We start from the raw sequence: 14,211 nt of genomic DNA, 5'->3' as shown, positions 1-14,211 counted from the left end.
CGAGTGAATGGAATGCTCTATCATGAGTGTTAACTCATAAACGATTGCCCGCCCGGGAAGCAATGCCATGAGAGACCTGCCACCCACCTCGACATTGCGCGCCTTTGAGGTTGCGACTCGGCACACCACGTTCACCTCTGCTTCGCAAGAGCTGCACGTCACCCAAAGTGCCGTCAGCCATCAACTCAAGCACCTCGAAGAACTCTGGGGATTGCAGCTGTTCCAGCGGGGCAAGTCACTCAGCCTGACACCTGCCGGCGCAGCCCTTGCGCCCATCGTGCGCGAGTTCTTCATGAACCTTGAGGCCACACTCGCGGACCTGCGGGAGCAAAAGGGCAGGGTGCGGCTCAAGGTCAGCACCACCTATTCCTTCGCGCTGAAATGGCTGCTGCCACGTTTGCCGAGCCTGGCCCAGCGGCATCCGGAAATACTGGTCACGCTGGACTCCAGCGACAAGATCATCAACTTCTCCAGCGTGGAGGCTGATGTTGCGATCCGCTTGGGCAACGGGAATTACCCGGCGCTTTACTCGGAGTTCCTGTTCCGCGAGCAGATTTTCCCAGTGGCCAGTCCCGATCTGTTGAAGCGCTTTGGCCGGCCAAACACGCCAGCCGAATTGCTGCGCTATCCCTTGCTGATGCGCGACGGCGCCGACCTGGTGCCGAAGTGGGAAGTGTGGTTCCAGCACGTCGGGCTGGCGATTTCGCCACTCAATGAGAGTGTCAGGTTTCCGGATACCAACATGACGATCGAGGCCGCCTTGCTCGGCCAGGGCATCGCATTGGCGCGCAGTGGGCATGTGGAGTCAGAGCTGAGCGACGGCAGCCTGGTCAAGCTGTTCGATGTGCCGTTCCCATCCCCGGTCGCCTATTATTTTGTGTGCCCCAAAGGGCTCGAATCCCAGCCTCACATCGTCAGCTTTCGTGATTGGTTGATGCAGGAAGCGGTAAACGCCGGACTCGCCTACGAATAAAGCATGAGGATTTGCTCATTCTTCAATGAGGAGACTTCGTTTCAGTTAACGCGCCGGTTTGCTTAGGATTAGCGCATGCCTTATCACATCATTCTCTTGGTCCTGTTCGCCGCCTTACTGCACGCCAGTTGGAATGCGCTGCTGCGTGGCGGCGCCGACCGGCTCTGGTCGATGACGGTGATGTGCCTGGCGGTCGCTATTGCCAGTGGCGCCGCTGCCTTGTTCCTGGAAGTGCCGGCGCCAGCCAGTTGGTTCTATGTGGTGCTGTCAGCGGTACTGCATGTGGGCTACAACCTGTTCCTGGTGCGCAGCTACAAGGTGGGCGACCTGGGGCAAACCTATCCGATTTCACGGGGCTCCTCGCCGGTCCTGATCACCCTTGGCGCCGCAGTGTTTGCCGGGGAGAGCGTGTCGGCCAGCGCGCTGCTGGGCATTGCTCTGGTGTCTGGCGGGATTATTTCACTGGCGTTCAGGGGCCGTCGCCTGGCCGTGCCCAGCCTGCCATATGCCCTGGGCACCGGCTGTTTCATTGCCGCTTACAGCGTGACAGACGGCATCGGCGCACGCCTTTCCGGCGCTCCCGTGGCCTACACCGTATGGATGTGCGCCCTGTGGGGTGTGCTGATGCCGGCGGTGTACATCGGCCTGCGCGGGGCCAAGAGTTTGTTCAGCGTGCGGCCCGGATTCTTCACGGCGTTCGCCGGCGGGCTGGTGTCGCTCCTGGCCTACGGAATCATCATCTACGCCATGGCCGGTGCGCCCATGGGCGCGGTGTCGGCGTTGCGCGAGACCAGCGTGTTGTTTGCGGCGCTGATTGGCTATTTCTTTCTCGGCGAGACACTGACGGTGCGCAAGGTATTGGCGTGCGTGGTGATCGCCACCGGCACCCTCCTCATCGGCTGAGGACAGATAACGCATTTCCCACCACCACATGAAGGTTCGCTCAATGGATACCGTCCCGCAGGCACCGCTGATTCTGATCACGGGTGGAAGCCGTGGCGTTGGCGCCGCCACCGCGCGGCTGGCTGCCGCACAAGGTTATGACGTGGCGATCAGCTTCGTTTCCGACGAATCTGCTGCCCTCGCGGTAGTGGCGGATGTAGAAGCGGCGGGGCGCCGGGCCTTGGCCGTGCGTGCAGACAGCGCAAACCCGGAGCAGGTCGTTCAGTTATTTGCCGCGATAGATCGGGCGTTCGGGCGCATCGATGTACTGGTTAACAACGCCGGGATCAACGCGTTGCAATCCCGGGTCGAGGACCTGGCGTTCGAGCGCATGCAGCGGATTTTCGCGGTCAATGCGATCGGGCCGATGCTGTGCGCCCAGCAAGCGGTGAAGCGCATGTCGTTTCGTCACCAGGGGCGGGGCGGTTCTGTGATCAATATCTCGTCGGCCTCCGCCCGGCTGGGCAGCCCCAACGAATACGTCGACTACGCCGCATCGAAAGGCGCGCTTGAGACCTTCACCATCGGGTTTGCCAAGGAAGTTGCAAGGGAGGGAATACGCGTCAACTGCATCCGCCCCGGGCATATCTACACCGACATTCACGCCAGCGGCGGAGAGCCGGGGCGGGTTGATCGCGTTAAAGACTCGATCCCCATGGGCCGGGGCGGTCAGCCTGAAGAAGTGGCCAGGGCGATCCTGTGGCTGGCAGGCGCCGAGGCGTCCTTCATCACGGGTACGTTCCTGGATGTCACCGGCGGTAAATGAGCAGCAGGGCGTGGCACCGAGGCTCCCCCCGGTAGGCCACGCCAGGCATGCTTGCGCCGGGTCAGCTGTTGAGCTTGATCTGCTCTTTCGCCAGCTTCACCACATTCTCCAGGGTAAAGCCGAACTTGGCCTGCAACTTGACCAAGGGTGCCGAGGCGCCAAAGCTGTTCATCACCACCTTGGCCCCGGTCTGCCCTACGTAGCGATCCCAACCCAGCGGGCCCGCCTGTTCCACCACCAGCCGTGCCTTCACTGTTGGCGGCAGCACGCTGTCGCGGTAGGCCTGGTCCTGTTCTTCGAACAGTTCCCAGCTCGGCATCGACACCACTTGCGCCGCCACGCCTTCAGACTTCAGTTGCTCATAGGCCTCCACCGCCAGGCTGACTTCACTGCCGGTGGCCATCAGGATCACCTGGGGCTTATCGGCGGCGGCCAGCACATAAGCACCACGGGACGTGCCCGAGGCTGCGGCGTATTTCGTGCGATCCAGGGTCGGCAGATTCTGCCGCGACAGCACCACGCAGGTCGGCCGGTGGGTCTGGGCCAGGGCGATCTTCCAGGCTTCCAGGGTTTCATTTGCGTCGCCTGGGCGCAGGGTCAGCAAGCCCGGCGTGGCCCGTAGTTGGGTCAGGTGTTCGATGGGCTGGTGGGTGGGGCCGTCTTCGCCGACACCAATCGAGTCATGGGTAAACACGAACACCACCGGCAGCTCCATGATCGCCGCGAGGCGAATCGGCGGCTTCATGTAATCGCTGAACACGAGGAAGGTCGAGGTATACGGCCGCAGGTACGACAGCGCCATGCCGTTGGCAATCGCGCCCATGGCATGTTCACGAATACCGAAGTGCAGGTTGCGCCCGCCGTAGTTCTCGGCACTGAAGCGCCCGGCGTCGTCGAACGTCAGGTTGGTCTTGGTGGACGGCGACAAGTCTGCCGAGCCCCCCAGCAGCCACGGGATTTGCTTGGCAAACGCATTCAACACCTCGCCACCGGCGGCACGGCTGGCGACGCCCTTGGCATCCGCGGCAAAGCTCGGCAGTTGCTCCTGCCAATGCTCGGGCATCTCGCCCGCACGCATGCGGCGCAGCTCATCGGCCAGTTCCGGCTCGTACTGTTCGAGGTGGGACAGGGTTTCGGTCCATTGCTCATACAGCGGCTTGCTGCGCTTAAGCAGCGCATCCCGCAGGACCGTACGCGCTTCCTCCGGTACCAGGAAGCTTGAGTCTTCGGGCCAGCCGTAAGCCGCTTTGGTCAGGCGGATTTCCTCTTCACCCAAGGGCTCGCCATGGGCCGACGCGGTGTTGTGTTTGTGAGGCGAGCCATAGCCGATCACGCTGTCGACGACGATCAGCGTCGGAGCCCCGGTGTTTTTCTGGAAGGTGCTCAGGGCGTCGCTCAGGGCCAGCAGGTTGTTTGCATCGGTGACGTGCAACGTGTGCCAGCCATAGGCCTGGAAACGCTTGATCACGTCTTCGCTGAAGGCCAGTTCGGTGTGACCTTCGATGCTGATGGTGTTGTTGTCGTAGATCCAGCACAGGTTATCCAGCTTCAAGTGCCCGGCAATGGACGCAGCTTCGCTGCTGATGCCCTCCATCATGTCGCCGTCGCCACACAGGGTGTAGACGTTGTAGTCGAACAGCACCTGGCCGTCGCGGTTGAAACGCTTGGCCAGCCAACGCTCGGCCATCGCCATGCCGACGCTGTTGGCGCACCCCTGGCCGAGAGGCCCGGTGGTGGTTTCCACGCCAGTGGTCATGCGGTATTCGGGGTGGCCGGGGGTTTTCGAGCTCATCTGCCGGAACTGCTTGATGTCGTCCAGGCTGATGGCCGGCTGGCCGGAGCGCTTGCCGTGGGCGTCAATCTCCACCACGCCCGCCAGGTGCAACAGTGAATACAACAGCATCGAGGCATGGCCCACGGATAATACAAAACGGTCACGGTTGGGCCAGTCGGGATGCACGGGGTGATAGCGCAGGAAGCGGCTCCACAAGGTGTAACCGACGGGCGCCAGGCCCATGGGCGTGCCGGGGTGGCCGGAGTTGGCCTTCTGCACAGCGTCCATGGCGAGGGTACGAATAGTGTTGATGCACTGGGTGTCGACAGCGTTGGCAGCGTGATTCATGGAACCTGTTCTCCATCGGGTGACGATCTACAGTGGAGGGCAGCCTGCGCCAAAGGTTTTATGAAATCGTCTGCCCCGCGACGAACGGGGCGCAAACGCGACAGGTTCATCTCAAACATGACAAGAGCCCATCGGATGGGCTAGCTTCAAGGGGCATTCAGTCATTGATCAACTTGCGGAGGTACTCCATGCCAGTGAAACACGACCTGTATCAGGACCTGACTTTCACCAAGGAAGACATTCAACAGCGCAGGGCGGGCGACAACTACCTGGATTCGCTGCTCCACCAGTACGACAGCGCCGACAAGGAGGTTTTGGAGCTTGAGTCCTCCAGTGGCGGCGACGAGGAGCTGGAGAAGCTGAAGAAAAAACGCCTGTTGATCAAAGATAAGATCGTCGAGCAGTTGGAGAAAGCTACAGCCAAGTAAAATATTTGTTCAGAATTGCCTGAAAGACAGCGGCACCGCCGCTGCCTATCATGCCAATCGTTCGCCCGGCACTGGGGCTCTTAGACGGCGCATGGAATGCGCTGTGGCCGGGCGAACTCTCTCTTTCAAGCCAGCAGCGCGCGTTTGCATTCGTCAATCGAGCGCTGCTGGGTTTCCCCGTACAACTTCAGCTCATCAATCGTCTGACGGCCCAGGGCCTTTTCAAACTCGGCCTGGTTGGAGTTGGCCGCGTAGTGACTTTGCGCCGCATCCCCCAGGTTCGACTGGAAAATCCCCGCCGCACTCACGGGCAGAAAATCTTCGTACACCAATGGCTCCACATCCACGTGGCCGGCGGCGATCAGTTCGTCCAGGGTGGCGGCCTTGTCCTGCGCGGCCAAGCCTTTCTCGGTCACGAAGTAGCGGAAGTACGCCAGCTCCTGCTCGCGCATCTCGCGGTGATTATCGGGAAACCTCTGGAAGTGCTGCTCCATCAATTCGGTGTAGCGCCCGGCATTGGCCTCATTCGGAAACGCGCCCAATTCATCCCGTGCAGCATTCAGCAGTTGGTCATACAGCGCACGGCCCTTGGGGGTCAGCGCCACGCCGCGTTGTTCGATCTCACCGAAGCGCGCGCTGTGGCTGCCCTTGGCATCGGTAAAGGCGATTGCCTCGTCGAGGGCCTTGAAGCTGGTCTGGCGCAGCAGGATCGGGCACTGGCGGCGGGGAGGGCCTTCGATCACGGCCTTGGGGGTGATGCCTTTGCCGGGCATCGCGGCCTGTACCTGGTCGATGTCCAGGGTGCGCGGCGTCAGGTGGTTGATGTGCGGGCCCTTGAATGCCACCACGTCGGCGATCAGCCGGTGCTGGTCGCTCAGTTGCTGGTATTGCGCGGCGGTGACGGTGGCGGTGTGGTGCCAGCGGAAGGTTTCCAGGGCTTGCTGGATAAACTCTTCGGCGTGGGTGGCGTCGAGGCCGCCGTCGGCTTCCGCCTGTTGGATCAGCTCAAGGGCGCGCGGCGTGAAGATCGAGCGTTTGGCCAGGGCTGACTCGGCGAATGCGCGCAGCTCAGGATTTTCGATCAGTTCCAGGCGCAGCAGGGAAGTGAATACCCGGAACGGGCTGGTTTGCAGGGCGCTTTCATGCACGGCGCGAAAGGCCGTGGAGTGCACCGGTACCCCGGCTGGCGTGAGGTCGTAATAGCCCACCGGCTGCATGCCCATCACCGCAAACAGGCGGCTGATGGTCGCCAGTTCTTCGGCGGTGCCCAGGCGGATGGCGCCGTGGCGCTCCATGTCCAGGCGCTGGATCTCCCCGGTGCGCTGCAGTTGGTGAGCCAGCCCGGCGTCGGTGTTGAGCACGCGGGCGTTAGTCTCGGCCACCAGTTCCATCAGGGCGCCGTACAGCGGCACTTCATCGCGGTACATGTCGGACATGGCTTTGGAGAAGCCTTTGCGAATGTCGTCAGGGCTGACATGGCGGACGGTGGGCATAGAAAAATTCCTGGCGGCTGTCGAGGTGAACTACACGGTTGCCTGATTTTGTTGGGCCCGCCATGGCCTTGCAAACGAAGATTCCTCTGGACTTCATTCTGCAAATGAATGAGCTGGATGTTATTAGCTTCACGTGCATCTCACCACCGATGGGTTCTACACTGGCCGTCACCTCTGAACGCGACGGAAGACTCGATGACGGCACAGCCTGCGACGAACATTCTGAACACGATTGAAGGCCAGCGCCTGGCCAAGGATGACGCCGAGCGCTGGCGTGACTGGGGCCCTTACCTGAGCGAGCGGCAATGGGGCACGGTGCGCGAAGACTACAGTGCCGACGGCGATGCCTGGCGCTACTTCCCCCACGAACACGCCCGCAGCCGCGCCTACCGCTGGGGCGAGGATGGCCTGGCGGGCTTCAGCGACAAGGCCCAGCGCTGGTGCCTGGGCCTGGCGCTGTGGAACGAGCACGACGCGATCATCAAGGAGCGTCTGTTCGGCCTGAACAACGCCGAGGGCAACCACGGCGAAGACGTCAAGGAACTGTACTTTTTCGTCGATGGCGTGCCGAGCCATGCCTACATGCGCATGCTCTACAAGTACCCCCACGCGGCCTTTCCCTACGACGACCTGATCACCGAAAACGCCCGGCGTGGCCTGGGGGATGCCGAATACGAAATCCTCGATACCGGGGTTTTCGAAGACAACCGCTACTGCGACGTCACGGTGGAATACGCCAAGCATCAGCCCGATGACGTGTTCATGCGCATCACCGTCCACAACCGATCGGACCAGCCCACACGCTTGCAGGTGTTGCCTCACTTGTGGGCGCGCAATGACTGGAGCTGGACCCACGATGCCCCCAAGCCTGAATTGCGCCTGGAAGGCGAACAGGTGGTGGCGCGGCACCATGAATTGTTTGATCGCCACCTGAGTGCCTGGGGCCAGGACAGTGTGGAATGGTTGTTCTGCGAGAACGAAACCAACTTCCCCAAGCTCGACGGGCAACCTGGGCCGGGGCCGTTCAAGGATGGGATCAACGACTATGTGACCACGGGTTCGGAAGCAGCGATTCGCCGGGATTCGGGTACCAAGGTGGCCGCACGTTTCATCCTCGAACTGGCGGGCCAGGAAAGCAAAACCCTGTACTTGCGCTTCGCCCCGGCGGAGGCGCCGTGGATCAACGCGCGCAAGCTGTTCGAAGAGCGTCGTCAGGAGACTGATGATTTCTACGCGGCGCTGCAGCAGGGCATCGCCGATGAAGACGCACGCAACGTGCAGCGCCAGGCTCTGGCGGGGTTGTTGTGGTCCAAGCAGCTGTATTACTTCGACGTGAATCAATGGCTCGACGGCGACCCGGCCCAGCCGGCGCCGCCGCCCGAGCGTTTGCATATCCGCAATACCCATTGGCGGCACCTGTCGAATTTCGACATCCTCTCGATGCCCGACACCTGGGAGTACCCGTGGTACGCCTCGTGGGACCAGGGTTTCCAGGCGGTGGCGTTTGCGCTGGTCGACCCGGGTTACGCCAAGCAGCAACTGTTGCTGTTGGTGAAAGACCGCTTCATGCACCCCAACGGGCAGTTACCGGCGTACGAATGGCGTTTCGACGACGCCAACCCGCCGGTGCATGCCTGGGCCAGCTGGCGGGTGTACCAGCAGGACAAGGCGCTGAACGGCGTGGGCGACATGGATTTTCTCGAGCGGATCTTCCACAAGCTGCTGCTGAATTTTTCCTGGTGGGTTAACCGTAAGGACGCCGAGGGCCGCAACCTGTTCCAGGGCGGGTTTCTCGGGCTGGACAACATTGCGCTGTTCGATCGCTCGGCTGATTTGCCGCCGGGTTATCAGTTGGACCAGGCGGACGGCACGGCATGGGTGGCGGCGTATGCGCTGGACCTGATGCGTATCGGCCTGGAACTGGCCAAGCGCAACGTGGTGTATGTGGACATCGCGGTGAAGTTCTTTGAGCACTTCCTGTATATCGCCGGGGCGATCAACCGGGTAGACGACAGTGCCGAAGGCTTGTGGGATGAGCAGGATCAGTTTTTCTATGACGTGCTGCATCGTCCGGGCGGTGAAAGTGAGCCGGTGCGGTTGCGCTCCATCGTTGGCCTGATGCCGCTGTTTGCGGTGCTGGTGCTGGAGCAGCGGGAGCATGAAGGGCTGGAAGGTTTGCGCGAGCGGTTGCTGGGGTTTATGAAGCATCGGCCGGACCTGGCCAAGTTGGTGTCGCGCTGGAACGAGCCGGGGCAGGGGAATCGCCTGTTGCTGGCGCTGTTGCGGGGGGAGCGGACCAAGGATTTGCTGCGGCGCATGCTGGATGAGTCTGAGTTTCTCTCGACGTTTGGTGTGCGGTCGCTGTCGAAAGCGTTTGCCGAGGAGCCGCTGGCGCTGAAGATGAATGGCAATACGCTGTGTGCCCGTTATGAGCCGGCAGAGTCGGATTCGCGGTTGTACGGGGGTAACTCTAACTGGCGTGGGCCATTGTGGATGCCGGTCAATTACATGCTGATTGAGTCGTTGCGGGAGTTTCATCGGTACTACGCGGATAATTTTTCGGTGGAGTATCCGGCGGGGAGTGGGTATCTGGCTTCGCTGGAGGAGGTTGCGGATGGGCTCAGTCAGCGGTTGACGCGATTGTTTCTGAGGGATGAGAACGGTTCGAGGCCGTCGATGGTGGGGTATGCGCAGTTGGAGGCGGATCCGGGCAGTCGCGATTTGGTGTTGTTTCATGAGTACTTTCATGGCGAGACCGGGCGGGGGTTGGGGGCTTCGCATCAGACGGGGTGGAGTGCGTTGGTGGCGCTGTTATTGCAGCCCAAAACCTGAAAACAGCACAATCAAAATGTGGGAGCGGGCTTGCTCGCGAAAGCGGTGGGTCAGCCAACAAATCCTGCGCTGATACACCGCTTTCGCGAGCAAGCCCGCTCCCACACTGGTCTGGCCAGGGTTGCCCTGATCAGGCCGGGAACAGCTCGCTCAATTTCATGGCCAGCATCATGTCGCCTTCAGTGCGCAGTTTGCCGCCCATGAATGCCTGCATGCCGTCGGTGGAGCCGTCGACGATGCCTTTCATGGTTTCGCCGTCCATCACCAGAGTGACTTGGGCGTCTGGGTTTTCACCTTCCAGCAGTTCGCAGGTTTTGTTTTTCACGACCAGCGAGAAGTTCTGGGTGTCGTCGATACGGAAACCGAACACCAGGTCCAGGCCGTCGGCAGCGGCTGGGTTGAATTTGGCTTTCATTGCTTCTACGGCTTTAGCTACGTCAGTCATGGTTTCGATCCTTTTATGGTGAGTCCAGTGACCTTGGGGTCACGGTTGGCCGCAGCTCATCGGAAGGTGATGAGCTGCGGCGCCTTCAACAGTTGCAAGTGGGTATGGCTGTTGAAGGAAGCCAGTGCCACCTCGCGACCACGGAATTTCAGCTGGTTGAGCGAGGTGTTAACAATTTGCCAGTTCAGTTCGAAGGCCTGTGCAGCAGGCATCCGGGTAATCAGGTGGAGCAGGGCCGTGATGGTGCCGCCGGAGGTAAACACGGCGATTTTGTCACTGTTGTCGGCGGCTTCGAGGAGGCGTTGCAGGCCGCCCTGGACGCGCTCGACAAACCCCAGCCAGCTTTCCAGGCCGGGCGGGTCGTAGGTGCCGGCCAGCCAGCGTTCGACAATCAGGGAAAAGATGCGCTGGAACTCGCCGCGGTTTTGCGCGGCGTTGCGCAGGATGTGCAGGGCTTCGGGTTCGCTGTGCAGCAGGTCCGGGAGCAGGGCGCGGATGATCGCCTCGGCGTCGAACTCGTTGAACGCGCTGTCGATTTCCAGCGTGGGTACCGGCAAGCCGAGGGCGCTGTATTGTTCGAAGGCGGCGGTGGCGGTGTGCTGCTGCCGGCGCAGGTCGCCCGACACGCAACGGTCGAAGCTCAGGCCCAGTTCCGCCAGGTGGCGGCCCAGCACTTGCGCCTGTTGCACGCCGATGGGCGACAGCACGTCGTAGTCGTCTGCACCGAAGGAGGCCTGGCCATGTCGAATCAGGTAGATGCTGCCCACGTCCGTTTTCCCGGTACGTTGAAAGTCTGGCGAGGTTATGAGGATGCCGGGAAGCTGTCAATGAAAAAACATACGCTTGTTTTAAAAGGTCGTTAGAGGCCCGTTGCTGGCGGTTTGATCACTGGCCCCATGACGGTGGCGCCGGTATGCTTGGGCAATCCGCGCCTGGCGCACTGCACTTGTAAGGAGTCACATGGATTTTCTGGCCGAGTACGCTACTTTCCTGGCTAAAACCGTCACCCTGGTCGTCGCCATCCTGGTGGTGCTGATCAGTTTTGCCGCGCTGCGCAGCAAGGGCCGCCGTAAAGCCGCCGGCCAGTTGCAGGTCAGCAAGCTCAATGATTTCTACAAAGGCCTGCGTGAGCGCCTGGAGCAGACCCTGCTCGACAAGGATCAGCTCAAGGCCCTGCGCAAGTCCGAAAGCAAAACCGAAAAGAAAAAAGGCAAGAAGAAACCCGAAGCCAAGCCTCGGGTGTTCGTGCTGGATTTCGACGGCGACATCAAGGCCTCGGCCACTGAAAACCTGCGCCATGAAATCACCGCACTGCTGAGCCTGGCCACGCCCAAGGACGAAGTGGTACTGCGCCTCGAAAGCGGCGGCGGCATGGTTCACAGCTACGGCCTCGCTTCGTCGCAACTGGCGCGTATCCGCGAGGCGGGCGTGCCGTTGACCGTGTGCATCGACAAGGTCGCGGCCAGCGGCGGCTACATGATGGCGTGCATCGGCGAGAAGATCATCAGCGCACCGTTTGCCATCCTCGGTTCGATTGGCGTGGTGGCGCAGTTGCCTAACGTCAACCGCTTGCTGAAGAAGCACGATATCGACTTCGAAGTGCTGACCGCCGGTGAATACAAACGCACCCTGACGGTGTTTGGCGAAAACACCGAGAAGGGCCGCGAGAAGTTCCAGGAAGACCTGGACATCACCCATCAACTGTTCAAGAACTTCGTGTCGCGCTACCGCCCGCAGTTGGCCATTGATGACGTGGCCACCGGTGAAGTCTGGCTGGGTGTCGCGGCGCTGGACAAGCAACTGGTAGACCAGTTGCAAACCAGCGACGAATACCTGGCGACCAAGGCCAAGACTGCCGAGGTGTTCCACCTGCATTATGCCGAGCGTAAAAGCCTGCAAGAGCGGGTGGGCCTGGCGGCCAGCGGTTCGGTAGACCGGGTGCTGCTTACCTGGTGGAGCCGCCTGACCCAGCAGCGTTTCTGGTAACCCTTCACTGACGGTCGAAGATCGAAATGTGGGAGCGGCGGTGCGACGATTCGACTTGCTCGCGAAGGCGGTGGATCAGTCACAGATGTATTGATTGATCCACCGCATTCGCGAGCAAGCCCGCTCCCACATTGGGTCGTGGTGGTCGCATTATCGAGTCAGTAAAGAGACCTGCGGCACCGCCGGTATGGGGTGCCGCATCAACAACCCCACCACCAGCGCCCCCAGCAAACCCAACAACCCCGCCACCCACAACACCACGCTGAACCCGCCGACAAACGCCTGCCGCGCCAGTGGCTGCACCATCCCTCGTGCCGTTTCAGGCAGCAACGCCACGGCCGCCGGCATATCGCCTGCCACTACCCGTGAAGCAATCCCTGCCACTTGTTCCTGCCACTGGGAGCCGATGCTCGTGTGCAGCAACTGTTCGCTATGGCTGCTCAACAACGCCCCATACACCCCAATCGCCAACATGATCGCGCTGAAGCGCATGGTAGTGCTCATACCCGATGCCATTCCCGCGCGATCCCGTGGCACGCAGGCCATGATGTTTTTCTGGGTGTCCCCATTGAGCAACCCGGCGCCGGCCCCCGTGACCGCTATGGCCAGGGCGAACGGCAGATAACCGCCGACATTCACCGCCCAGGCACTCAGCAGGTTGCCGCACCCCACCAACGCCAGCCCCGTCGCCATCATCGTTGCCGGGGCAAAACGGCTGGCCAGGCGGGCGCCAATTCGCGGGCAGATCAACATGGTCAAGGCAAACGGCAACATGCCCAGCCCCGAGGCGATCGCGGAGAATCCCAGGCCGTTTTGCAGGTAGAACGGCAGCAACGTCATCATCACCTGGGCGCAGCCGGCGTAGGCGAACATCCCCAGCAGCGCACCGATAAAGCGCGGGTGCTTGAACAACTGCAGGTCCACCATGGGTCGCTGTTGCAAGCGTTCGGCGAGTACAAACACACCCAGCAACGCCGCACCGCCCAGCAGCCGCGCGTAGGTCAGCGGGTTGTCCCAGCCGATGCGGTTGGCTTCGATCAGGCCCCAGATCAAACACAGCAGGCTGGCGCTGAAGGTCAGGCTACCCCAGGGATCGAGCCTGGCGGACTGGGCGTCCCGAGACTCCGGAATCGCGCGCAACACCAAGCCCATCAACACCAGGCCAACCGGCAAATTGAGATAGAAAATCCAACGCCAGCCCAGGTACTGGGTGATCAAGCCGCCGAGGGTCGGCGCAGCGGTCATCGCCACACCCATGCACGCGCCCCAGAAGGCCCAGGCCTTGGCGCGCTCCACTTCGTCGTGAAACGTATGGCCGATGGAAGCCAGGGCCGAGGTCAGCAGCAGCGCCGCACCGACACCTTTGACGGCGCGGGCGATATCCAGGAACAACGCATTCGGCGCCGCGCCGCAGCCAATGGACGCGAGGATGAAAATACTCAGGCCCCAGATCAGGGTCTTCTTGCGCCCAAAGCGGTCGGCAATACTCCCGGCCGGCAATAACAGGGCGGCGAAGGCCAGCATGTAGGCGCTGACCACCCATTCGATATCGGCAAAATTCGCCCCGAGATCCCGGGCGATGCTCGGCAGGGTCACGGCGACGATATTGGTGTCGAGCACGATCAGTGAGCAGACCCCGGAGGCGGTCAGCAGCGTGAGGCGTGGGCTGACCTTGCTCATGGCTGCACCGAAGCCACCGCCGCCAGGGCGATCTCATCATCGTGGGCCGGGGTGTCTGCGCTGATGCCGATGGCGCCCACTACCTGGCCTTCGAGGATGATGGGCTGGGCGCCTTTCATCATCAGCAGGCCGGCGGTGACGGCTGCCTGGCGCCCGCCGTTGATGGCGTTTTCCAGATCGGCGGACGGCCGTTTGAACAGCGCCGACGTGCGAGCCTTGCCTTGGGCCAACTCAATCCCGGCGACCACCGGAGCGCCGTCCATGCGGGTGGTGAGGATCGGCCAGCCGCCATCGTCGACAATCGCCAGCGCGCAGGGCCAGCCTTTTTCAGCGGCGACTTTACGGGCCTGCGCGGCGATCTGCTGGGCAGTGGCCAGGGTCAGTATTGCCTTGTGAGCAATGGTGGCAGGTGGTTCGGCGGCCATGGCCGAGGGCAGGGCGGCCAGACCTGCGAGTGTCAGTATCAGAGATTTGACTAACATGGGAGTGCCTCTCTACTGTGAGCGTGCGCCCAGCTTAGTCCCGCCGAGTCTTGGCTTTATTA

General features: G+C 61.7%; 12 protein-coding genes. 6 read left to right on the top strand and 6 right to left on the bottom strand.

Annotated elements, in window-relative coordinates:
* The first annotated feature begins 67 nt into the window (after positions 1-67).
* From gcvA to BLU46_RS02515, 3 genes are all read left to right on the top strand, one after another.
* Positions 68-973 (top strand): transcriptional regulator GcvA, encoded by a 906-nt coding sequence (gene gcvA, locus BLU46_RS02525; RefSeq protein WP_093198117.1) that lies wholly within the window; start codon positions 68-70, stop codon positions 971-973.
* Between the two features lie 75 nt (positions 974-1,048).
* On the top strand, positions 1,049-1,876 hold the full coding sequence (locus BLU46_RS02520) for a DMT family transporter (RefSeq protein ID WP_063031092.1): 828 nt from the start codon (positions 1,049-1,051) through the stop codon (positions 1,874-1,876).
* 43 nt (positions 1,877-1,919) lie between these two features.
* A complete protein-coding gene (locus BLU46_RS02515; RefSeq protein ID WP_093198113.1) occupies positions 1,920-2,681 on the top strand; it encodes an SDR family oxidoreductase in 762 nt (253 codons plus the stop codon).
* 61 nt (positions 2,682-2,742) lie between these two features.
* On the opposite strand, the gene tkt is transcribed toward BLU46_RS02515, so the two are convergent.
* Positions 2,743-4,803 carry a transketolase gene (gene tkt / locus BLU46_RS02510; RefSeq protein ID WP_093198110.1) on the bottom strand — a complete coding sequence of 687 codons (2,061 nt, stop codon included), beginning with the start codon at positions 4,801-4,803 and terminating at the stop codon, positions 2,743-2,745.
* Between the two features lie 188 nt (positions 4,804-4,991).
* Here tkt and BLU46_RS02505 point away from each other — a divergent pair, with 188 nt between their 5' ends.
* On the top strand, positions 4,992-5,231 hold the full coding sequence (locus BLU46_RS02505; RefSeq protein WP_063031086.1) for a DUF465 domain-containing protein: 240 nt from the start codon (positions 4,992-4,994) through the stop codon (positions 5,229-5,231).
* 125 nt (positions 5,232-5,356) lie between these two features.
* Here BLU46_RS02505 and hglS read toward each other — a convergent pair whose 3' ends face one another.
* The gene (gene hglS, locus BLU46_RS02500) at positions 5,357-6,724 is read right to left on the bottom strand and encodes a 2-oxoadipate dioxygenase/decarboxylase HglS (RefSeq protein WP_093198105.1); all 1,368 of its coding nucleotides are present in this window, start codon (positions 6,722-6,724) and stop codon (positions 5,357-5,359) included.
* Between the two features lie 195 nt (positions 6,725-6,919).
* Between hglS and BLU46_RS02495 the strand changes: the two genes are divergently transcribed.
* Positions 6,920-9,556 carry an MGH1-like glycoside hydrolase domain-containing protein gene (locus BLU46_RS02495; RefSeq protein WP_093198101.1) on the top strand — a complete coding sequence of 879 codons (2,637 nt, stop codon included), beginning with the start codon at positions 6,920-6,922 and terminating at the stop codon, positions 9,554-9,556.
* Between the two features lie 130 nt (positions 9,557-9,686).
* On the opposite strand, the gene BLU46_RS02490 is transcribed toward BLU46_RS02495, so the two are convergent.
* Both BLU46_RS02490 and BLU46_RS02485 read right to left on the bottom strand, forming a co-directional pair.
* Entirely contained in the window at positions 9,687-10,001 is a 315-nt protein-coding gene (locus tag BLU46_RS02490) for an SCP2 sterol-binding domain-containing protein (RefSeq protein ID WP_017479029.1), read from the bottom strand.
* Positions 10,002-10,057: 56 nt separating this feature from the next.
* Positions 10,058-10,768, bottom strand: coding sequence for a histidine phosphatase family protein (locus tag BLU46_RS02485; RefSeq protein WP_093198097.1), 711 nt, complete (start codon positions 10,766-10,768; stop codon positions 10,058-10,060).
* 193 nt (positions 10,769-10,961) lie between these two features.
* On the opposite strand from BLU46_RS02485, the gene sohB reads away from it, so the two are divergent.
* A complete protein-coding gene (sohB, locus tag BLU46_RS02480; RefSeq protein ID WP_093198093.1) occupies positions 10,962-11,987 on the top strand; it encodes a protease SohB in 1,026 nt (341 codons plus the stop codon).
* 150 nt (positions 11,988-12,137) lie between these two features.
* Here sohB and BLU46_RS02475 read toward each other — a convergent pair whose 3' ends face one another.
* Both BLU46_RS02475 and BLU46_RS02470 read right to left on the bottom strand, forming a co-directional pair.
* Positions 12,138-13,667 carry an MFS transporter gene (locus tag BLU46_RS02475; protein ID WP_093198088.1) on the bottom strand — a complete coding sequence of 510 codons (1,530 nt, stop codon included), beginning with the start codon at positions 13,665-13,667 and terminating at the stop codon, positions 12,138-12,140.
* A complete protein-coding gene (locus BLU46_RS02470; RefSeq protein ID WP_093198083.1) occupies positions 13,664-14,149 on the bottom strand; it encodes a GlcG/HbpS family heme-binding protein in 486 nt (161 codons plus the stop codon). The genes BLU46_RS02475 and BLU46_RS02470 overlap by 4 nt, the downstream gene beginning before the upstream one ends.
* Between the last annotated feature and the right edge of the window lie 62 nt (positions 14,150-14,211).

This window comes from Pseudomonas yamanorum (assembly GCF_900105735.1).
In the GTDB taxonomy this organism is placed as follows: Bacteria; Pseudomonadota; Gammaproteobacteria; order Pseudomonadales; family Pseudomonadaceae; genus Aquipseudomonas; species Aquipseudomonas yamanorum.
Note: the sequence above shows the minus strand (reverse complement) of the source record. Positions and strands in the feature narration are given on the sequence as shown.